The organism is Streptomyces sp. DSM 41931 (assembly GCF_050271085.1).
Lineage (GTDB): Bacteria > Actinomycetota > Actinomycetes > Streptomycetales > Streptomycetaceae > Streptomyces > Streptomyces albogriseolus.
Genome location: NZ_CP189902.1, coordinates 6320036 through 6340603 on the forward strand (window position 1 = coordinate 6320036; position 20568 = coordinate 6340603).

Sequence of the window (20568 nt, forward strand, 5' to 3'; positions counted from 1 at the left end):
CTGCCGACCGTGATGATCGACAGTCTTGATGTGTCGTACGGCGACATGTGGGGTTCCCATGAGGGGCCGGACCACCCGGACCCGATACCGAGCGCGCTCGCGGCCCGCAGACATGCGGCCGGGATGCCGTACGCGGTGCTGCTGTCCTCGCGGGAGCGCCCGCTGGCCATGGCCGAGCGATGGCCGCGCGGAATGTGGCGCGTGTACCTGTTCGACGACGCGGCCCGGCGCGCGCGGATGATCGACTTCAAGCCGATCGGCACAGGGATGCTGCTGGCCCACCGGAACACCCGACTGACCGAGGGTGACGCAGAGCCCACGGCCGTCGAGAAGATCTCCTGCCCCGCACCGGAGTTCGGCGACTGGCAGGTGTTCGCCCCCGTCCTCGCCCAGCAGGGCCACGAGCCCGCCACGACCGTGGTCCTGAACGACGTGTCGGTGGACGAAGGGGCGGGGCCGCTGCGCGCCACCGACATCGAGCACCTGTTCAGACCCGGCGCGCGCGACACCCCGGACGGGCCGGCCGTCCTCGAGCTCGGCGACGCCGGTCTGCTGCGCATCACGTCGGGGCGGCTGGCGGTCTCGGACCCCGGCTGGGTCAGCGACCCGCGGACCGTCGCCGTGCCACCGGGCGAGTATCCGGTCACGCTGTCGCTCCTGCGCAGGACGCCCTGGCTCACGGTCGCCGCGGCCAAGGTGACGCTCCTGGACACCCCGCCCCACGCGTGGGAGATGGCCCTCCGCCCGGACGAGGACCCGGAGCTGCTCGGCGAGGGCCAGTTCTATGGGGTCGGCGTCGACACCGGCACCGTGGCCTTCATGGACGCGACCCGGACGGTGGACGAAGAAGGGCTGGACGAGGAGGTGTTCCTCCCCCTCTCCTTCGCCGACCGCCCCAGCGTCGAACTGCCCGGCACGCAGACCGGGCCGAACCTCATCGCCTTCAGCGCCGGCTGGGGCGACGGGTCCTACCCCGTCTGGATCGGCCGCACCGAGGACGGGCAGGCCGGCTGCGTCGTGGTCGACTTCCGGCTCTTTCCGTCCGACGAGGAGAAGCACCTCCCCGGCGGAACCGGACCCGCGCCCGCGTAGAAACCGCCCCGCCGCTCCTCTGTCACACCCGTGCTCAAGGCGTAGCCGTGACCGACTTCGCTCCGGTCCCGGCCGCCGCTGCCTCCGCGGCCAGCCGGCGCCGTCGCGTCGCCGGGCCGAACACCGCCAGGACCAGCGCGCCCAGCGTCCAGGTGCCGGCGATGACCATGAACACCGCCTGGTAGCCGACGCCGTTGTAGACGCCGGCGATCATCAGCGGGCCCACCGCGTTCGACAGCCGGCCCAGGCCGTAGGCGACGCTCGTGCCCAGCGAGCGGCCCTCCGTGCCGTACAGCTCGGGGGCGTAGGCGTACACGTCGGCGCCCCACTGCTCGCGCACCACCGGCGCCGTGATGGCGAAGGTGTTGATGTCCGCGAACTCGAAGAAGTAGGCGAACGCCACCGCGAGGATGGTCCGCTTTGCGTGCCGCTCCCCGCCGGCGCCTCGCGTCTGACGGGATCGCCGACCCCCCTCCGTTACTACGGAGCGTGATGTTCTGGCCGGAAGGGGAGGTCGTTCTTCAGGCCCTTCCAGGGCGGAAGGTGCCTGCGTGGGCGCACCCCGTCCGGCTCGCGCCCTCTTCGCACCCTCGCGCCCCGAACGCTCATGCGACCGCTTCTGACCGGCGTTGATCGCCTCGCGGTCACTTCTGTCGCATGCGGCCGGACGGTTATCGGTCTGTCGTACGACGTCTCATACCAGAGCGCGATGCTGTCCGCACGAGTTTGTCAACTGCCCACCGCACATGATGCGGTGACGACTACGGTGAGTGTCGGTCGTCCGGCGTGACGGCTCGCGACGGCTCATGTCGCAGGACGCCTCGCGCCGAGGGCCGCGTCGTAGGGATCGGGATCAGGGAGCGGGGACCGGTACGTGCAGCCACAAGGCGGACGAGGGAGCCGACGGGGCGAGGAGCCCCGACACCCGGGGACGGTCGGCGCCACGGTCGTGGCCCGTACCCCCCGGAGCGGCGCCGCCCCGACAGCCCCCGGCCCCGGCGCCCGCCGCGACGGCACCGCCTCCCGGCCGGAGCGGCGCGAGGGCGGACGGCACGGACGTCCGCCCGCCCGGACCGCGCCCCGCCTGCCCGAGTCGCCCCTACGGTCCCAGCTGCTCCGGCTCGCCGTGCTGCCGCCCGTCGCGGTGGCCCTGAGCGCCTGCGCCGCCGTGCTGTTCACCGTCCGCTCCAGCGGGACGCGGCCCACCGGTGCGCTGTGGACGGTGCTCGGCGGCGCCACCGTCGTGGCCCTCGCCGGCATCGTCATCGCCGCCGTGGCCGCCGAGCGCGCGGCCCGCTCCGTGCGCGACCGCGTGGACGTCCTGCGCCGTGGCACGGCACGGCGCGAGGCCGACCTGCACGCCCTCGTCGAGGCGCTGCGCAACGGCGAGCCGCCGCCCCCGTGCGGCCGGCGCACCGAACACGGCGGCGAAGGCGACGAGTTCGACCAGCTCTCCGCCGACCTCGCCCGCGCCCACGACGGCGCGGTCACCGCCGTGGTGCAGGCGGCGCGGCTCTCCAGCCAGGCGGGCAGCGAACAGAAGCTCGAGGTGTTCGTCAACCTCGCCCGGCGGCTGCAGTCCCTCGTCCACCGCGAGATCTCCATCCTCGACGAGCTGGAGAACGAGATGGAGGACCCCGACCTGCTCAAGGGGCTCTTCCACGTCGACCACCTCGCCACCCGCATCCGCCGCCACGCGGAGAACCTCGCCGTGCTCGGCGGGGCCGTCTCGCGCCGGCAGTGGAGCAACCCGGTGCCCATGACCGAGGTGCTGCGCTCGGCGGTCGCCGAGGTCGAGCAGTACTCGCGGGTCAAGCTCGTGCCGCCGGTCGACGGCACCCTGCGCGGGCACGCGGTCGCGGACGTCATCCACCTGCTCGCCGAACTCGTCGAGAACGCCACGGTGTTCTCCGCCCCGCACACCCAGGTCCTCCTCCGGGCGAACCTGGTCACCTCCGGACTGGCCGTCGAGGTCGAGGACCGCGGCCTCGGGATGCCCGTCGGCGAGCAGGACCGGATGAACGCGCTGCTCGCCGACCCCGACCAGGTGCAGGTCGCCAGCCTGCTGGCCGACGGCCGGATCGGCCTGTTCGTGGTCTCCCAGCTCGCCCGGCGGCACGGCATCCACGTCCGGCTCCAGACCAACATCTACGGCGGTGTGCAGGCCGTGCTGGTGGTGCCGCAGTCCCTGCTCGGCGGGGAACCGGCCGCGGTGACCGGGGCGCCGGGGACGGCCGCGGTGCTGCCCGTGGCGGGCACCGGCGCGGGGCCGACGGGGCGTCACACGCCGGCCCTCTCCGGCCCCGTGGACACGCGGGCGGACGCGCCGGCGCACGCCCCGACGAACACGGCCACGGACGCCTCCGCCGCGGGGAACACGGCCGCCGGGAGCACCGCCCCCGCGCACACCCCCGCCGACGGCACCCCCGCGTCCCCTCTGATCCCCGCCGCCCACCCCGCCCGGATCCCGGCCGCGTCCCCCGGCAACGGCGCCGTGCCCCCGCCGCTGCCCCTGCGCGGCACCCGTACCGCCCGTCCGACCCCCGCCGAGGCCGTACCCGGCGTCCACCACACAGGGCGCACCGGGCACGCCGCACACGGCGGACCCACCGCGCACGACGGGCAGGACGGGACCGCCGCGGCCGAGGACCCCCGGCCCACCCCGCTCGTCCCCCGCACCACCCCGGTGCGCGGCACCATGGGCAAGCCCGGACTGCCCCGCCGCCGCGCCCAGGAGCACATCGCGCCGCAGCTGCGCGACGGACCCGCGCCCCGGCAGGACAGCGAGCACGTCGCCGGCCACGACCCTCAGCTGATGGCCGCCTTCCAGCGGGGCATCAGCCTCGCGGAGTCCCAGCCGGAGTCCCCCGCGCCCGCGCGGCCGGCCGTGCCCGCACCCCGTACCGACCACACCGCCCGGCACGACGGGAGCGCGTCCGCCGGATGACCACCCCCACCCCCAGCGCTCCCGCAGACCTTCGTACCCCAAGGAGTCGATCCACCATGGCGAGCGACGCCCCGACCGCCCAGGTATCCGACCTCGACTGGCTGATGAGCGGCCTCGTGCAACGTGTGCCGCACACCCGGAGCGCCGTCCTGCTGTCCTGCGACGGACTGGTGAAGTCCGTCCACGGCCTCGACCCGGACGCCGCCGACCACATGGCCGCCCTCGCCTCCGGCCTGTACTCCCTCGGCCGCAGCGCCGGCATCCGCTTCGGCGACGGCGGCGACGTCCGGCAGGTCGTCGTCGAGCTCGACTCGACGCTGCTGTTCGTCACCACCGCCGGATCGGGCACCTGCCTCGCCGTGACGGCCGGCCGGGAGGCCGACGCGGCGGTGCTCGGTTACGAGATGGCGATGCTGGTCAAGTCCGTCCGGCCGTATCTGATGACCGCTCCCCGGCAGCAGGGCGTCGAGCCCCCGGCGATGAGGCCTTGAGCGTGCAGGCGGCCGGTGACGGACCGTGGCTCGACGACGCGGCCGGCCGGCTGGTGCGCCCCTTCACGGTCAGCAACGGCCGGACCCGGCCGACCGTCGCCCTCGACCTGATGTCGCAGGTGCGGGCCACCGGCGCCACCCCGCTCGGCTACCTCGGCCCCGAGCATGCGCAGGCCCTCGACCTGTGCCGCGCCCCCGTCCCGGTCGCCGAGGTCGCCGCCCATCTCGGGCTGCCGGTGGCCGTCACCAAGGTGCTGCTCGCGGACCTCGTCGACTGCGGGGCGCTGACCGACAAACCCCCCGCGTTCCACCACAACCCCACGGACCGGGCCCTTCTGGAGGCAGTGCTCGATGGACTACGACGACAGCTCTGACCGGGCCGACGGCGCCGGGCACGGCGACGACCTGTTCCCGACCGCCCTCAAGATCCTGGTGGCGGGCGGGTTCGGGGTCGGCAAGACCACCTTCGTCGGCGCCGTCAGCGAGATCGCGCCGCTCAGCACGGAGGAACTGCTGACCACCGTCAGCGCCGCCACCGACAGACTCGACGGCATCGAGAACAAGGTCGAGACCACCGTGGCCATGGACTTCGGCCGCATCACCCTCGACCGCGAACACGTGCTCTACCTGTTCGGCACACCCGGCCAGGAACGCTTCTGGTTCATGTGGGACGAGCTGTGCGAGGGCGCGCTCGGCGCGGTCATCCTCGCCGACACCCGGCGTCTGGAGGAGTGCTTCGCCGCGGTCGACTTCTTCGAGCAGCGCGGCCTCGGATTCATCGTGGCCGTCAACGAGTTCGACGGCGCGTACCGCTACGACCCCGAGGAGGTGCGGGCCGCCCTCGACCTCCCCGGCCACGTGCCCGTCGTCCACTGCGACGCCCGGATCTCCAGCTCCGGCGTGCAGACCCTGCTCACCCTCGTCCGCCACCTCCTCGCGCACACCCCCGCCACGCCCACGGGGTATGGCGCCCCCATGTGATCCCCGCACACCCCACGGAGCCCGTCCATGAACTTCGCCCACGCCCCGGGAGCTCGCCCATGAGCTACGACCCGCCCCGCCCGGCCGGTCGGCTGCTGCTCACCCCGGAGGACCGGCAGGCGCCGGAGCGCACCCGCAGGCTGCGCGGGCTGGGACTCGGGGAGCACCCCGATCCCGAGCTGGACGCCTTCGCCCGCGGCCTCGCCGAGCTCACCGCGGCGCCGTACGCCGTGGTCAACTTCCCCGGCGAGCACGGGCAGTTCTTCGCGGGTCTGCACACCCCGAGCGTCGCCCCCGTCCTCCGCGGCGACGGCACCGGCGCCCTGCTGGGCCGGGTGCTGCCCCGCGACCACGGCTTCTGCCCGCACGTGATCGCCCGCGGCAGGGCGCTGGTGCTGGAGGACGTGACCGACTACCCGCGCTTCGCGTGCAACGCGGTGGTGGACGAGTTCGGCGTGCGCTCCTACATGGGCGCGCCGCTCACCGACGGCACCGGCATGGTGCTCGGCACCGTCGCGGTCAGCGACGTACGGCCGCGCGGCTGGGGGCAGCCCGGCCTCGCCGCCATCAAGGCACAGGCCGCGGAGCTCGCCGCGCGGCTGGAGCGCAGGGAGAGGGACGGGCTGCCGCTGTGAGGAGAGGCGCGCGCCCGCGCCCGGACGGGTGACGCGTGAAGCAAAGCTGTGGCCGCGCTTAAGAAATCCTCGATGGACCGGTGAGGGTGTTGTACGGCAGATTGCAGTCGATTCCACTCCTCTTCCCGGACCGGGCCGCCTCGGCATGCCCGCACCCGGGACTCACCCTCAGGAGCCGTAGCGTTGAAGGCGCTGGTCAAGGAGAAGGCGGAGCCCGGGCTGTGGCTCATGGACGTCCCGGAGCCCGCCGTCGGACCCGGCGATGTGCTGATCAAGGTGGAGCGCACCGGTATCTGCGGCACCGACCTGCACATCCGTAACTGGGACGGCTGGGCGCAGCAGACCATCGACACCCCGCTGGTTCTCGGGCACGAGTTCGTCGGCGAGGTCGTGGAGACCGGCCGGGACGTCCCCGACGACATCAAGCCCGGTGACCGGGTCAGCGGCGAGGGCCACCTGGTGTGCGGCAAGTGCCGCAACTGCCTGGCCGGCCGCCGCCACCTGTGCCGTGCCACGATCGGCCTCGGCGTGGGACGCGACGGCGCGTTCGCCGAGTACGTCGTGCTCCCCGCGACGAACGTCTGGGTGCACCGCGTTCCCGTCGACCTGGACGTCGCCGCGATCTTCGACCCGTTCGGCAACGCCGTGCACACCGCGCTGTCCTTCCCGCTCGTCGGCGAGGACGTCCTGATCACCGGCGCCGGACCGATCGGCCTGATGGCCGCGGCGGTGGCCCGGCACGCCGGCGCGCGCAACGTCGTCATCACCGACGTCAGCGAGGAGCGCCTGGAGCTCGCCCGCAAGATCGGCGCGACCCTGGCGCTGAACGTGTCCGAGTCGACCATCGCCGACGGGCAGCACACCCTCGGACTGCGCGAGGGCTTCGACATCGGCCTGGAGATGTCCGGCCGCCCCGAGGCGATGCGCGACATGATCGCCAACATGACGCACGGCGGCCGCATCGCCATGCTGGGACTGCCCGCCGAGGAGTTCCCGGTCGACTGGGCCCGCGTCGTCACCTCGATGATCACCATCAAGGGCATCTACGGCCGCGAGATGTTCGAGACCTGGTACGCCATGTCGGTGCTGCTGGAGGGCGGTCTCGACCTCGCCCCGGTGATCACCGGCCGCTACTCCTACCGCGACTTCGAGGCCGCCTTCGAGGACGCCGCCGGCGGCAAGGGCGGCAAGGTCATCCTCGACTGGACCGCGTAAGTCATCTGCCTTCCAAGGAGCTTTGCGATGTTCGACTCCGTGCGCGACGACCTGCGCGCCACCCTCGACGAGATCCGCGCCGCCGGCCTGCACAAGCCCGAGCGCGTCATCGGCACCCCGCAGTCCGCCACCGTGAACGTCACCGCCGGCGGCCGCCCCGGTGAGGTCCTCAACTTCTGCGCCAACAACTACCTGGGCCTCGCCGACCACCCCGAGGTGATCGCCGCCGCCCACGAGGCGCTGGACCGCTGGGGCTACGGCATGGCGTCCGTCCGCTTCATCTGCGGCACCCAGGAGGTGCACAAGGAGCTGGAGGCGCGGCTGTCGGCGTTCCTCGGCCAGGAGGACACGATCCTCTACTCCTCCTGCTTCGACGCCAACGGCGGCGTGTTCGAGACGCTGCTCGGCCCGGAGGACGCGGTCATCTCCGACGCGCTGAACCACGCGTCGATCATCGACGGCATCCGGCTGTCCAAGGCCCGCCGCTTCCGCTACGCCAACCGCGACATGGCCGACCTGGAGCGCCAGCTGAAGGAGGCCGCCGAGGGCGGCGCCCGCCGCACGCTGATCGTCACCGACGGCGTCTTCTCCATGGACGGCTACGTCGCCCCGCTGGACGAGATCTGCGACCTCGCCGACCGGCACGGCGCCATGGTCATGGTCGACGACTCGCACGCCGTCGGCTTCGTCGGCCCCGGCGGCCGCGGCACCCCCGAACTGCACGGGGTGATGGACCGCGTCGACATCATCACCGGCACGCTCGGCAAGGCCCTCGGCGGCGCCTCCGGCGGCTACGTCGCCGCCCGCGCCGAGATCGTCGCGCTGCTGCGCCAGCGCTCCCGTCCGTACCTGTTCTCCAACACGCTCGCCCCGGTCATCGCCGCCGCCTCGCTGAAGGTCCTCGACCTGCTGGAGTCGGCCGACGACCTGCGTGTGCGCCTGGCCGGGAACACGGCCCTGTTCCGCCGCCGGATGACCGAGGAGGGCTTCGACATCCTCCCCGGCGACCATGCCATCGCCCCCGTGATGATCGGTGACGCGGCCCGCGCGGGCCGCATGGCGGAGCTGCTGCTGGAGCGCGGCGTCTACGTGATCGGGTTCTCCTACCCGGTGGTGCCGCAGGACCAGGCCCGCATCCGCGTGCAGCTCTCGGCGGCGCACTCCACGGACGACGTGAACCGCGCCGTCGACGCCTTCGTCGCGGCCCGTGCGGAGCTCGACGCCTGACCGTCGCGCACCGCTGCATTTGAGACAATCGATCCCATGATCGAAGCGCGGCGGCTCCACATCCTCCGTGCGGTGGCGGACCATCGCACGGTCACCGCGGCGGCCGCCGCGCTCTACCTCACCCCCTCGGCCGTCTCCCAGCAGCTCACCGCGCTGGAGCAGGAGACCGGCCACCGCCTGGTCGAGCGCGGCGCCAAGGGCGTACGGCTGACCCCGGCCGGGGAGATCCTTCTCAGCCACACCCACGCGGTCCTCGCCCAGCTCGAGCGGGCCGAGGCCGAGCTGGCCGCGTACGGGGCGGGGGAGGCCGGCACCGTCACGGTGGCCGCCTTCGCCACCGGCATCGCGCAGGTCGTGGCGCCGGCCGTGGCCCGGCTCGCCGCCTCGGCGCCCGGCATCCGCATCCGGGTGCAGGACGCCGAGGGCGACGCGAGCCTCCCGATGGTCCTGGACCGGCAGGTCGACGTCGCCGTGGCCGTCGAGTACCGCGGGGCGCCGCCCGCCGACGACCCGCGCCTCACCCATGTCCCGCTCTACGCCGAGCCGTTCGACGCGGTCGTCCCCGTCACCCACCGGCTGGCCGACGGCCCCGAGGTGCCGCTCGCGGAGCTGGCGAAGGACCCCTGGATCGGCCCGTACCCCGGCAACCCCTGCCATGACGTGGTGGTGCTGGCCTGTGAGAACGCCGGGTTCCAGCCACGTCTCGAGCACTCCTCGGACGACTTCCGCGCGGTCGTCGCCCTCGCCTCCGCCGACGTGGGTGTCGCCCTCGTGCCCCGGTCGGCCCTGCGGGGAATGGACCTCGCGGGCGTGGTGGTGCGCCCCGTGGACGGGGTGGCGCCCACACGGCGGGTGTTCGCCGCCGTGCGCCGGGGCGCGGAGGGGCATCCGCTGATCCGCCCGGTGCTGGACGCGCTCGGCGCGGCGGCCGAGGACGCCTGAGCACCCCTTCCGTGCCGCTCATATCCGGGATATCGTCCCGCATATGAAACAGCAGGAGGCGGCCCCCGATCCCGTCGACGTGCGCCTCGGCGCGCGGCTGGCCGAACTGCGGGCCGAACACGGCTGGTCCCTGGGGGAGCTGGCGGAGCGCAGCGGTGTCAGCCGGTCCACGCTGTCCCGGGCCGAGCGGGCCGAGACCAGCCCCACCGCCTCCCTGCTGAACCGCCTCTGCGCCGTCTACGGCCGCACCATGTCCCAGCTGCTCAGCGAGATCGAGGCGGAACCGGCGCCGGTCGTGCGCGCCGCCGACCAGCCGGTGTGGCAGGACAGGGCCTCCGGCTTCGTCCGCCGCTCCGTGTCCCCGCCGCACGCGGGACTGCGCGGCGAACTCGTCGAGGGCCGCCTCACCGCCGGCGCGGACATCCCCTACGACCGGCCGCCCGTCCCCGGTCTGGAGCAGCACATCTGGGTGCTCGACGGCGCCCTCGCCGTCACCGTCGGCGACACCGAGCACCGCCTCGACGAGGGCGACTGCCTCCGGCTGCGCGTCTGGGGCCCCACCCGCTTCCGCTGCCCCGGCCCCGACGACGTCCGCTACGTGCTGGCGGTGGTGCGCCCGTGAACGTCGAACGCCCCTCCGCCGCCCGGCTGGTGGAGATGACCGGCGCGCTGGCCGACCTGCTGACCGACACCGTGGACGGCGGCGCGTCCGTCGGCTTCCTCGCCCCGCTCGACCGCGCCGCCGCCGTCGCCTGGTGGACGGAGCGGTGCGCGGCCGTCGCCGCCGGCCGCCTCACGGTATGGACGGCGTACGAGGAACCCGGCCGGGTGCTGGGCACCGTGAGCCTCGCCCTGCCCGCCGACAAGCCGAACAGCGCGCACCGCGCCGAGCTGGTGAAGCTGATGGTGCGCCGCACGGCCCGCGGGAAGGGCCTCGGCCGCCGGCTGCTGGCGGTCGCGGAGGAGGCGGCGGCCGCGGACGGCATCACCCTGCTGCACCTGGACACCGAGACCGGCAGCCCCGCCGAGCACCTGTACCGCACGTCCGGCTGGACCGAGGTGGGCGCGATCCCCGACTACGCGGCGAACCCGGGCGGGGTGCTGCGGCCCACGACGATCTATTACAAGCGCCTGGCGGCAACGCGCCTTTAGGGGCGCGAGGAACTGCGCGAACGGGGGCCCGGGGGCGGAGCCCCCGAAAACGGGAGAGCAGGACACCGAACGTCCGATTGTCGGTGCCGGAGGCTACCGTGCCTGCCATGCCGGATGCCGAAGACGTACGACGGATCGCCCTGTCCCTGCCGGACACGACGGAGAAGACCGCCTGGAGCATGCCCACGTTCCGGGTCGCGGGGAAGATGTTCGCCACCCTGCCGGAGGACGAGACGTCGATCGCCGTGCGCTGCCCCAAGGAGGAGCGGGACGAACTGGCCCTCGCCGAGCCGGAGAAATTCTGGATCGCGGACCACGAGGCGCAGTTCGCGTGGGTGCGGGTCCGGCTCGCGGCGCTGGAGGACGAGGACGAACTGCGGGACATCCTCGCCGACTCCTGGCGTCAGGCCGCCCCGCCCCGGCTCCTCGAGGCGTACCCCCGGCTGGGGCTGCCGCCGGCGGGCTGACGGTGTCGGGGCCGTACGGCCCCCTCCCGTTGTCAGTGCCCCGTGGCATGATCCCGATCACGCGTGGCCGCCGGGTCCGGAGGGGGGTCCCGGCGGCCGCACCGCGCGTACCCGGTTCCACGGTGTGAGGCTCAGACGCCGGCGGGCACGGCCCCGGCGGTGAACCGGGTGATCCGCTCGCGCAGCGACCGCGCGTCCAGGCCGTGTGCCGCGAGATGCTCGTCGAACTGCCCGTAGCGGCGCAGTTCCGCCTTGCCCACGCCCAGCCCCAGCACCCGGTGCGGCACGTCGGCCAGCGCGTCGTTCGCCGCGGCCGTCGACGTCCCCGCCAGATACGGCTCCACCAGCACGACGTCCGTCCCCGCCGTCGCGGTGGCCCGGCGCAGCGCGTCCGCGTCGAAGGGGCGGACGGTGGTGGCGTACAGGACGGTGACGTCCAGGCCCTCCGTCGCCGCGAGCACGGCGTCCAGCATCGGCCCCACCGCGACCACCACCCCGGCGCGCCCCTCCCGCACCGTGAGGAACCGCTGCCCGTCCACGGGCCGCCCGGCCGCGTTGGACTGCAGGGACAGCCGCACGTACACCTTGTCGTCGCCGGCGGCCACCGCGTGCCGCAGCAGCGTCTCGGCCTCGTCCGGATGACCCGGCACATGCACCGTCCACCCGTCCAGGGTGTCGAGCAGCGCCACGTCGCCCGGCGCCATGTGGGTGTAGCCGCCGGCGGGCCAGTCGAAGGACGCGGCGGCGCTCACCAGCACCGCGCCCACGTCCTGGTGCCCCAGGTCCAGCTTGACCTGCTCGAACGGCCGCTCGACGAGGAAGCTGGCGAAGGTGTGCACCACGGGCCGCAGTCCGGCCAGCGCCATCCCGGACGCCGCGCCCACCAGCAGCTGCTCCCGGATGCCGACGTTGACCACCCGGTCCGGGTGGCGGCGCAGCGCCTCGCCGAAGCGGTCCGCGCCGACCTCCGCGAGGACCACGGCGACCCGCGGGTCCTCGTCCAGCAGCCGGGTGACGACGGGGGCGAATCGATCACGCATGCTGTCCACGGGGATCGTCCTTTCCTTGAGTGAGGTGACGGGAGGGGGAGGGGGCGCTCACGCGTTCTTGGGCTCGACCCGGGCCACGACCACGTGCGGCCTGCCCGGGTGCGGGGCGGTGAACGCGGCGTACAGCGCCTCGTGGTCACGGCCGTCGACCGTGCGGGCGGACCACCCGGCCGCCTCGAACCGCGCGGCGATCCCGCCCGGACGGGCGTACGACGCCGAGGAGTTGTCGACGACGACCGTGTGCAGCCGGTCCAGGCCCGCGGGGCCGGCGAAGGCGATCGCCTCGTGGTTGCTGCCCTCGTCCAGTTCGGCGTCCCCGATCAGTGTCCACACCGCCGGGTCGTGCAGCCCCTGGGCGCGCAGCCCGAGGGCCGTGCCCACCGCGATCGGCAGCCCGTGCCCCAGCGACCCGCTGCCGATCTCCGCGCCCGGCACCAGGGTCCGGTCCGGGTGGTGGCCGAGCGGGGAGTCGTAGGAGCCGAAGCCGGGCAGCCAGTCCACCGGCAGGAACCCCTTGGCGGCGAGGACGGCGTAGTACGCCATCGGCCCGTGCCCCTTCGACAGCAGGAACCGGTCCCGTCCGGGATCGTCGGCGCTCTCCGGCCCGACCCGGAGCACCCGGTCGTACAGGACCCACAGCACGTCCAGCGTGGACGTCGCGGCGGGTCCGTGCTTCTCGTCCCCGGTCATCAGCCCCATCAGGCCCGGGAGATCGGCGTATCCGTACGTCTGTGTGCTCTGTGCGCTCTGTGCGCGCTGCTCGGTGATCGTCATGTCATCGATCGTGCAACCTCAACCAAACTTGAGGTCAAGCGTCATCCGGAGGTGTCGTGCGCGGGAAACGGATGCGCGATCACCATCCCGAGTGCGGTATGGTTTCCGTGCGCGTTCGGCCGGGGGGAATCCCCAGGTCAGGCGGGCAACGGGACGTGGCGCAGCTTGGTAGCGCACTTGACTGGGGGTCAAGGGGTCGCAGGTTCAAATCCTGTCGTCCCGACGTGACGCACGTCGTGATCAGGGCCGGTTCCGGAGGCCATCCGGAACCGGCCCTGACGCATGTCCGTCCCGGCGGACGGGACGATGTCAGGCGGGGGCGCCGAGGGGCGGGTGCTCCAGCACGCGGGGCGTGTACTCGACCAGCTGGATACGGCCGTCGAAGGTACGGCTCCCGGTCATCTCGAGGGCCACGTCCGGATAGCCGTCGTAGATGCGTTCCGCGCCCGTGGCCCCGGTGATCACGGGGAACATCACGACCCGGAAGCGGTCGACGAGACCGGCCCGCAGCAGGGACCGGGACAGGCTGACGCTGCCGATCGTGCTCAGGAGCCCCGATCCGCCCGCCTTCATGGCGCGGACCGTCTCCACGGCGTCGTCGCGGACGAGCGTGCAGTTCGCCCACTTCGGCGGCTCCTCGAGCGAGGAGGAGAACACCACCTTGGGCGCCCGTGTGAGCTCGTCGACGGACTCCTGCTCCTCGGGCCTGAACTCGTTCTGGCCGGCCGGGACGTCGCCCGCGGCGAAGCCCGACATCAGACGGTAGGTGTTCGCTCCCATGAGGTAGGTGACCTCGGGCTGCTCGCCGAGCCAGGCGAGGTACTCCGGGCCTTCCAGGCCCCAGAACCCGGGCCATCCCTCCGCTGACGCATAACCGTCGAGGGAGGTGATGAAATCGACGAGAAGCTCCGACATGGCGTTGCCCTTTCCTGAGGTGTCACGAGTGCGGACCGGGTGGAGGCCGGGAACTCATCGGTCCGGGGAGAGATGAGATCCGGGAGAGATAAGAATCGTCCGCATATGTCCTTGATGTCGCTTTCATGGCTATCTAACGTTCCGGCGGGAGACACCGTCGCGGGTTCCGACGCCCGTGCCGCCGTCCCGGAAGCGAGGTGTGGAGCGATTGCACGCGAGGTGCGGACGTCACAGGAGGTCGCGGCGCGCGCGGGCGCTGCTCGCCCTGACCGTGCTCGCCTCGACGCTCGCCGCCTGCGGCGGTGACGACGACGGCTCCCGCCCCACCCTCAACTGGTACAACTTCCCCGACGACTCCGGCGCCCTCCAGGAGGCCGCCGACCGGTGCAGCCGGGAGTCCGGGGGGCGTTACCGGATCGAGTACAACAAGCTGCCCCGCGCGGCCGACGGCCAGCGGCAGCAGATGGTGCGCCGGCTCGCCGCCGAGGACGACTCCCTCGACATCCTGGGCCTGGACGTCACCTGGGCCGCCGAGTTCGCCGAGGCCCGCTGGATCAAGGAGTGGACCGGCGAGAACAAACGCCGGGCCACCGAGGGCACCCTCGACGTGCCACTCCAGACGGCGACCTGGAAGGGCAAGCTCTACGCCGTCCCGTACAACACCAACATCCAGCTGCTCTGGTACCGCAGGGACCTCGTGCCGAAGCCGCCCACGACCTGGGCGGAGATGCTGGACATGTCCCGCGACCTGGCCCGGCGGGGCAAACCGCACTACGTCGAGATCCAGGGCGCCCAGTACGAGGGCCTCACAGTCTGGTTCAACTCCCTGGTCAACAGCGCCGGCGGCTCCATTCTCAACCCGAGCGCCACCGAGCCGTCCCTCGGCCCGCCCGCCGTGCGGGCCGCCTCGATCATGCGGGACCTCGCCCGCTCCCCGGCCGCCGACCCCTCCCTGCCCAACCAGATGGAGGACCAGAACCGGCTCGCGATGGAGTCGGGGGTCGCCGCCTTCGAGATCAACTACCCGTTCGTCTATCCGTCGATGAGGAGCAACAACCCCACGCTCTTCAAGGACTTCCGCTGGGCGGTCTACCCCCGCGTGGACGCCGACCGTCCCTCCCGCCCCACCATCGGCGGCATCGACCTCGCCGTCAGCGCCTACTCCCGCCACCCCGACCTGGCCTTCGACGCGGCCCTGTGCCTGCGCGACCGGGAGAACCAGCTGGGCGCGGCGCTCAAGGGCGGACTGCCGCCCACCCTGCGCTCCCTGTACGACGAGCCGGAGTTCATGAAGGAGTACCCCTTCTCCAAGGAGGTCCTGGCCTCCCTGGAGTCGGCGAGCGTACGGCCGCTCACCCCCGCCTACCAGAACGTGTCGATCGCCGTCTCGCACACCCTGTCCCCGCCCTCCGGCATCCGGCCGGACAGCGACGTCTCCACCATCAGGGAACAGATCGACAAGGCCCTGCGATCCGAGGGTGTGATTCCGTGAGCACCATGGCAGAGCCGGCGAAGGACGAAGCGCGGGACACGAAGGCGCTGTCGGCCGGCGCCCGGCAGGAACGGCGGCTCGGCTGGCTGCTGTGCGCGCCGGCCGTGATCGTCATGCTCGCCGTGACCGCCTACCCCATCTGCTACGCGGTCTACCTGTCTCTCCAGCGCTACGACCTGCGCTTCCCCGACCGCGCCGAGTTCACCGGCCTCAGCAACTACGGGGCGGTGCTGACCTCCCCGTTCTGGTGGGACGCCTTCTGGGTGACGCTGTTCCTGACCGTGGTGTCCGTGGCGATCGAACTGGTCCTCGGCATGGGCCTCGCCCTGGTCATGCACCGCACGCTCTTCGCGCGCGGCACGGTCCGCACCGCCGTCCTCATCCCGTACGGCATCGTCACCGTCGTCGCCGCCTTCTCCTGGCAGTACGCCTGGACCCCCGAACTCGGCTATCTCGCCGGGCTGCTGCCCAGCGGGGAGGCCCCGCTCACCGAGCAGTGGCCCGCGCTGTGGCTGATCATCCTGGCCGAGGTGTGGAAGACCACCCCCTTCATGGCGCTGTTGCTGCTCGCCGGCCTCGCCCTGGTCCCCGAGGAGACGCTGAGAGCCGCGATGGTCGACGGAGCCACCCCCTGGCAGCGGTTCACCAAGGTGATGCTGCCGCTGATGAAACCGGCGATCCTGGTCGCCCTGCTCTTCCGCACCCTGGACGCCTTCCGGATCTTCGACAACATCTACGTCCTGACCGCCGGCGCCCACGGCACCGGATCGCTGTCCATCCTCGGCTACGACAACCTGTTCACCGCGCTGAACCTGGGCATCGGATCGGCGATCTCGGTCCTGATCTTCCTCTGCGTCGGGATCATCGCCTTCACCTTCGTCAAGCTGTTCGGCGCCGCCGCACCGGGCGCGGAGGTGAAGCGCTGATGGCCGCCGTCGGCAGGTCGCACGCGACGCGATGGGCCGTCGTCAACGTCGTGGTGGTGCTGTACGCCCTCTTCCCGGTGTGGTGGATCGTCGCCCTGTCGTTCAAGGACCCCAGCACCCTCACCGACGGCAGCTACATCCCCACCGACTGGACCTGGGAGAACTACAAGGGCATCTTCCGCACCTCCGAGTTCACCCGGGCCCTGATCAACTCCATCGGCATCGCGCTCATCGCCACGGTGATCGCCGTCCTCCTCGGCACCATGGCCGCCTACGCGGTCGCCCGGCTGCGGTTCCCCGGCAAGCAGGTGCTCATCGGGATGTCGCTGCTCATCGCCATGTTCCCGCCGATCTCCCTGGTGTCCCCGCTGTTCAACATCGAGCGGAGCATCGGCATCTTCGACACCTGGCCGGGGCTGATCATCCCGTACATGACCTTCTCGCTGCCGCTGGCGATCTACACGCTGTCGGCGTTCTTCCGGGAGATCCCCTGGGACCTGGAGAAGGCCGCCAAGGTGGACGGGGCGACGCCCGCGCAGGCGTTCCGGATGGTCATCGTGCCGCTCGCCGCGCCGGGCGTGTTCACCACCGCCATCCTCGTGTTCATCTTCTGCTGGAACGACTTCCTCTTCGCGATCTCGCTGACCTCCACCGAGTCCGCGCGCACGGTGCCCGCCGCGATCGCGTTCTTCACCGGCAGCTCGCAGTTCCAGCAGCCCACCGGATCGATCGCCGCGGCCGCCGTGGTGATCACCGTCCCGATCATCATCTTCGTCCTGCTCTTCCAGCGGCGGATCGTCGCGGGCCTGACCTCCGGCGCGGTCAAGGGATGAGCCCGAAGGCAAGGAGGCAGCACCCATGGCCGAGATCGTCCTCGAGGGAGTCACCAAGCGCTATCCCGACGGATCCCTCGCCGTGCGGGACGTGGACCTCGACATCGCCGACGGCGAGTTCGTGATCCTGGTCGGCCCGTCCGGGTGCGGCAAGTCGACCACCCTCAACATGATCGCGGGCCTGGAGGACATCACCGAGGGCACCCTGCGCATCGGCGGGCAGGTCGTCAACGACCTCGCGCCCAAGGAGCGGGACGTGGCCATGGTGTTCCAGAGCTACGCCCTCTACCCGCACATGAGCGTGCGGGAGAACATGGGCTTCCCGCTGCGGCTGGCCAAGGTCGACAAGGCCACCGTCGACCGCAAGGTGGAGGAGGCCGCCCGGGTGCTCGACCTCGTCGAGTTCCTGGACCGCAAGCCGGCCAACCTCTCCGGCGGTCAGCGCCAGCGGGTCGCGATGGGCCGGGCCATCGTCCGCGACCCCAAGGCGTTCCTCATGGACGAACCCCTGTCCAACCTGGACGCCAAGCTGCGCGTGCAGATGCGCACCCAGATCTCCCGCATCCAGCGCCGCCTGGGCACCACCACCGTGTACGTCACCCACGACCAGACCGAGGCCATGACCCTCGGCGACCGGGTCGTGGTGATGCGCCAGGGCGTGGTCCAGCAGGTCGGCACCCCCGCCGAGCTCTACGACATGCCGCGCAACCTGTTCGTCGCCGGCTTCATCGGCTCCCCGGCGATGAACTTCGTCCAGGCGTCCCTGACCCCGGACACCCTGCGCACCCCGCTCGGCGACCTGCCGCTGGACGACCGCATGCGCCGCGAGCTGGAGCGGCGGGACGCGCCCCGCGAGGTCATCGTGGGGCTGCGGCCCGAGGCGTTCGAGGACGCGAGCCTGGCCCGCGACACCGGCGGCCCGGCCGTCACCGTCACGGTGGACGTGCTGGAGTCGCTGGGCTCCGACGCCTACGTCCACTTCACCGCCGAGGGCGGCCCGGTGAGCACCGCCGAACTGGAGGAACTGGCCTCGGACTCGGGCCTGGCCGACACCGGCGCGGGCGGAGACCAGCAGATCGTGGCCCGGCTGGACGCGGCGACCCGCGCCCGTGAGGGGCAGCCGATCGAGCTGCGGGTCGACCTCGGCAAGGCGCACGTCTTCGACCCGTCGAACGGCACCAACCTCACCCACCCGGGGAGCTGACACCGAGCCGTCCGGACCGCGTTCTCACGCAGCGGTCCGGACGGCGTCCCGCGTCAGATCACGCAGCCCGCGTGCGCAAGCGCCTGCTTCAGCAGCACCCCGTGCCCGCCCGGCATCTCGCTCTGCACCGCCCGCGACACGGCCTCCTGCGGGGTGAACCACACCAGGTCCAACGCGTCCTGACGGGGCCGGCAGTCACCGGTCACCGGCACGATGTACGCCAGCGACACCGCATGCTGCCGGGGGTCGTGGAACGGGGTGATGCCCTGGGTGGGGAAGTACTCCGCGACCGTGAACGGCTGCAACGACGCCGGGACCCGGGGCAGGGCCACCGGGCCGAGGTCCTTCTCCAGATGACGCAGCAGCGCGTCGCGCACCCGCTCGTGGTGCAGCACCCGGCCGGAGACCAGGGTCCGGCTGACCGTCCCGTCGGGCCCGATGCGCAGCAGCAGACCGACACTGGTGACCTCACCACTGTCGTCCACACGCACGGGGACGGCCTCGACGTACAGGATCGGCATCTGGGCGCGTGCCTGCTCCAGGTCGTCGGAGGACAGCCAGCCCGGCGTGGTCTCGGTCATGTCAGACATTGCTTGATCATACTTTCGGGGGTCAGGGCTTGACGGCCACCGCGCCGTACTGCGGCACCACCTCGGTGGCGCCGGGTGCGGCATGCCACTGGGCGCAGGAGACCAGACCGGGCTCGACCAGCTCCAGTCCGTCGAAGAACGCGGTGATGTCCGCCGCGCTGCGGGCGGTGATCGGGGGAGTGGCGTTCGCGTTCCAGAACTCCATCGCCGGAACCTGGAGTTCCCCGCCCACCTCGGGGTCGAACGTGGGGTGGGTGAGCGCCAGGAAGCTGCCCGAGGGCACCTCCGCCATGATCCGGCGCACGATCTCCCGGGCCTTCTCCGTGTCCAGCACGAAGTTGAGGATGCCGAGCAGCATCACCGCGACCGGCCGGGAGAAGTCCAGCGTCGCGGACGCCCGCTCCACGATGGCGCCCGGGTCGTGCACATCGGCGTCGATGTAGTCGGTGGCGCCCTCGGGCGTGCCGGTCAGCAGGGTCCGGGCGTGGACGAGGACGATCGGGTCGTTGTCGACGTAGACGATCCGCGCGTCCGGCGCGATGCGCTGCGCGATCTCGTGGGTGTTGTCCGCCGTCGGCAGTCCCGTGCCGATGTCGAGGAACTGCCGCACCCCGCGCTCGCGGGTCAGATACGTCACCGCGCGGCCCAGGAAGTCCCGGTCCGCGCGGGCGATGTCCCGGATGACCGGGATGATCGACGCGACCTGGTCCCCGACCTGCTGGTCGACCTCGTAGTTGTCCTTGCCGCCGATCCAGTAGTTCCACACGCGCGCGTTGTGCGCCACACCGGTGTTCAGCCTCGCCGAGCCGCTCGTCGGGGTGTGGCTCTCACTCACGGTCTCTCCCTCTCCCTCGCCCGCGTCCTGCCCGCACGGGCCGACCCGGCCATTGTGCATCGCGGTGATCACCTTGTCCCGGGAACGGACCGGGTCGCCCCGTGAACAGGGGCGACCCGAAAGGAAGCTGAGCGAGGGTCAGCGGGACTCCGCTCTGCGCAGGGTGTCCTCGGCGACCTCCTTGTCGAGCGCCGCGCGCACCAGCGCGAGGACAGCACGGCCGGTTCCGTCCGGCCCGCGAGGCCGAGCAGCCGGTCCGGGTCCTCCGGCAGTCCGAGCCGCCGCGCGCCCTGGAGCGCCTTGGCGTCCACCAGCGGGGCCGCCTCGGGCCACACCGCCTGTACCTCACGCAGGAAGATGGCCGCGCCGGACGGACCCATGCCGGGGAACTCCTGGAGCAGACGGCGCAGTCGGTCCACGTCGCCGTCCGCCTCCGCGCGCAGCCGGCGCAGGTCGCCGCCCCAGCGGTCCAGCAACAGCTCGGCCGCCTGGCCGAGCTGGGTCGCGGTGCGCTCGTCGTAGCGCCGGTAGCCGCCCCGGCCGAGGGCGTCGACCCGCTCCTGCCAGTTCGAGTCGGCCATCCTGCGGGGGTCGCGCAGCCCCGCCTCGTGGAGGGCACGCGCGGTGGCCACGGCGACCGGGCCGCGGATGCGCGCGCTGAGCAGGTGGGCCAGCACCAGCAGCCGGTACAGCGGCTGCGGCGTGTTCCGCAGGGCGATGCCCGCCTCCTGCGCGTACGTCTCGCCGTGCGCGTCGACGAGGACGCGCACCACGGCCCGTTCGTCGACGCGGCCGGCCACG

The 20568-nt window shown here is 72.4% G+C and carries 21 protein-coding genes, 1 tRNA gene and 2 pseudogenes; 17 read left to right on the forward strand and 7 right to left on the reverse strand.

Annotation, left to right across the window (positions count from 1 at the left end; all coding sequences use genetic code 11):
• Positions 1-12 precede the first annotated feature (12 nt).
• Positions 13-1092 carry a DUF4241 domain-containing protein gene (locus ACP7TJ_RS28880; RefSeq protein ID WP_387790024.1) on the forward strand — a complete coding sequence of 360 codons (1080 nt, stop codon included), beginning with the start codon at positions 13-15 and terminating at the stop codon, positions 1090-1092.
• A 34-nt stretch (positions 1093-1126) separates the two neighbouring features.
• Here the strand turns inward: ACP7TJ_RS28880 and ACP7TJ_RS28885 are convergent.
• Positions 1127-1414 (reverse strand): annotated as a pseudogene (locus ACP7TJ_RS28885) (MFS transporter); the annotation flags it as partial.
• Positions 1415-2041: 627 nt separating this feature from the next.
• Between ACP7TJ_RS28885 and ACP7TJ_RS28890 the strand changes: the two are divergent.
• The 11 genes from ACP7TJ_RS28890 (at position 2042) to ACP7TJ_RS28940 (ending at position 11149) form a co-directional block, all read left to right on the forward strand.
• Positions 2042-4039 carry an ATP-binding protein gene (locus ACP7TJ_RS28890; protein ID WP_427766469.1) on the forward strand — a complete coding sequence of 666 codons (1998 nt, stop codon included), beginning with the start codon at positions 2042-2044 and terminating at the stop codon, positions 4037-4039.
• A gap of 56 nt (positions 4040-4095) precedes the next feature.
• A complete protein-coding gene (locus ACP7TJ_RS28895) occupies positions 4096-4530 on the forward strand; it encodes a roadblock/LC7 domain-containing protein (protein ID WP_093767309.1) in 435 nt (144 codons plus the stop codon).
• A gap of 2 nt (positions 4531-4532) precedes the next feature.
• On the forward strand, positions 4533-4904 hold the full coding sequence (locus tag ACP7TJ_RS28900; protein ID WP_093767310.1) for a DUF742 domain-containing protein: 372 nt from the start codon (positions 4533-4535) through the stop codon (positions 4902-4904).
• Complete coding sequence (locus tag ACP7TJ_RS28905) at positions 4882-5511, forward strand: GTP-binding protein (RefSeq protein WP_167744448.1); 630 nt, start codon at positions 4882-4884, stop codon at positions 5509-5511. Before ACP7TJ_RS28900 ends, ACP7TJ_RS28905 begins: the two co-directional genes overlap by 23 nt.
• 59 nt (positions 5512-5570) lie before the next feature.
• Positions 5571-6146, forward strand: a complete 576-nt coding sequence (locus ACP7TJ_RS28910) for a GAF domain-containing protein (protein WP_093767312.1) — start codon at positions 5571-5573, stop codon at positions 6144-6146.
• Between the two features lie 183 nt (positions 6147-6329).
• On the forward strand, positions 6330-7361 hold the full coding sequence (gene tdh / locus ACP7TJ_RS28915) for an L-threonine 3-dehydrogenase (protein ID WP_093767313.1): 1032 nt from the start codon (positions 6330-6332) through the stop codon (positions 7359-7361).
• Positions 7362-7388: 27 nt separating this feature from the next.
• Positions 7389-8588, forward strand: a complete 1200-nt coding sequence (locus ACP7TJ_RS28920; protein WP_266550790.1) for a glycine C-acetyltransferase — start codon at positions 7389-7391, stop codon at positions 8586-8588.
• 36 nt (positions 8589-8624) lie between these two features.
• Positions 8625-9530, forward strand: coding sequence for a LysR family transcriptional regulator (locus ACP7TJ_RS28925; RefSeq protein WP_367494410.1), 906 nt, complete (start codon positions 8625-8627; stop codon positions 9528-9530).
• 43 nt (positions 9531-9573) lie between these two features.
• Positions 9574-10152: a helix-turn-helix domain-containing protein gene (locus ACP7TJ_RS28930; protein ID WP_189909693.1), complete on the forward strand. Its 579-nt coding sequence runs from the start codon at positions 9574-9576 to the stop codon at positions 10150-10152.
• A gap of 35 nt (positions 10153-10187) precedes the next feature.
• On the forward strand, positions 10188-10682 hold the full coding sequence (locus ACP7TJ_RS28935) for a GNAT family N-acetyltransferase (protein WP_367472696.1): 495 nt from the start codon (positions 10188-10190) through the stop codon (positions 10680-10682).
• A gap of 107 nt (positions 10683-10789) precedes the next feature.
• Entirely contained in the window at positions 10790-11149 is a 360-nt protein-coding gene (locus ACP7TJ_RS28940) for an MmcQ/YjbR family DNA-binding protein (RefSeq protein ID WP_320587761.1), read from the forward strand.
• Between the two features lie 131 nt (positions 11150-11280).
• Here ACP7TJ_RS28940 and ACP7TJ_RS28945 read toward each other — a convergent pair whose 3' ends face one another.
• Together ACP7TJ_RS28945 and ACP7TJ_RS28950 are read right to left on the reverse strand one after the other, a co-directional pair.
• Entirely contained in the window at positions 11281-12198 is a 918-nt protein-coding gene (locus ACP7TJ_RS28945; RefSeq protein ID WP_093767317.1) for a transketolase family protein, read from the reverse strand.
• Between the two features lie 48 nt (positions 12199-12246).
• Positions 12247-12972: a hypothetical protein gene (locus ACP7TJ_RS28950; protein WP_093767318.1), complete on the reverse strand. Its 726-nt coding sequence runs from the start codon at positions 12970-12972 to the stop codon at positions 12247-12249.
• 149 nt (positions 12973-13121) lie between these two features.
• Here ACP7TJ_RS28950 and ACP7TJ_RS28955 point away from each other — a divergent pair.
• A tRNA-Pro gene (locus ACP7TJ_RS28955) sits at positions 13122-13195 on the forward strand.
• An 86-nt stretch (positions 13196-13281) separates the two neighbouring features.
• Here the strand turns inward: ACP7TJ_RS28955 and ACP7TJ_RS28960 are convergent.
• A complete protein-coding gene (locus ACP7TJ_RS28960) occupies positions 13282-13887 on the reverse strand; it encodes a dihydrofolate reductase family protein (RefSeq protein ID WP_427766478.1) in 606 nt (201 codons plus the stop codon).
• A gap of 199 nt (positions 13888-14086) precedes the next feature.
• On the opposite strand from ACP7TJ_RS28960, the gene ACP7TJ_RS28965 reads away from it, so the two are divergent.
• From ACP7TJ_RS28965 to ACP7TJ_RS28980, 4 genes are read left to right on the forward strand one after another with little or no spacing between them, the layout of a single operon-like run.
• Complete coding sequence (locus ACP7TJ_RS28965) at positions 14087-15379, forward strand: ABC transporter substrate-binding protein (protein ID WP_313896851.1); 1293 nt, start codon at positions 14087-14089, stop codon at positions 15377-15379.
• Positions 15376-16305, forward strand: a complete 930-nt coding sequence (locus ACP7TJ_RS28970; protein ID WP_427766480.1) for a carbohydrate ABC transporter permease — start codon at positions 15376-15378, stop codon at positions 16303-16305. Before ACP7TJ_RS28965 ends, ACP7TJ_RS28970 begins: the two co-directional genes overlap by 4 nt.
• On the forward strand, positions 16305-17138 hold the full coding sequence (locus tag ACP7TJ_RS28975) for a carbohydrate ABC transporter permease (RefSeq protein ID WP_093767322.1): 834 nt from the start codon (positions 16305-16307) through the stop codon (positions 17136-17138). Before ACP7TJ_RS28970 ends, ACP7TJ_RS28975 begins: the two co-directional genes overlap by 1 nt.
• A 25-nt stretch (positions 17139-17163) precedes the next feature.
• Positions 17164-18342, forward strand: a complete 1179-nt coding sequence (locus tag ACP7TJ_RS28980) for an ABC transporter ATP-binding protein (RefSeq protein WP_189909513.1) — start codon at positions 17164-17166, stop codon at positions 18340-18342.
• A 53-nt stretch (positions 18343-18395) separates the two neighbouring features.
• Here ACP7TJ_RS28980 and ACP7TJ_RS28985 read toward each other — a convergent pair whose 3' ends face one another.
• The 3 genes and pseudogenes from ACP7TJ_RS28985 to ACP7TJ_RS28995 form a co-directional block, all read right to left on the reverse strand.
• Positions 18396-18923, reverse strand: coding sequence for an NUDIX hydrolase family protein (locus ACP7TJ_RS28985; RefSeq protein ID WP_006130344.1), 528 nt, complete (start codon positions 18921-18923; stop codon positions 18396-18398).
• Positions 18924-18954: 31 nt separating this feature from the next.
• Positions 18955-19767 (reverse strand): SAM-dependent methyltransferase, encoded by an 813-nt coding sequence (locus ACP7TJ_RS28990; protein ID WP_167744453.1) that lies wholly within the window; start codon positions 19765-19767, stop codon positions 18955-18957.
• 138 nt (positions 19768-19905) lie between these two features.
• Positions 19906-20567, reverse strand: a pseudogene (locus ACP7TJ_RS28995) (endonuclease).
• Between the last annotated feature and the right edge of the window lies 1 nt (position 20568).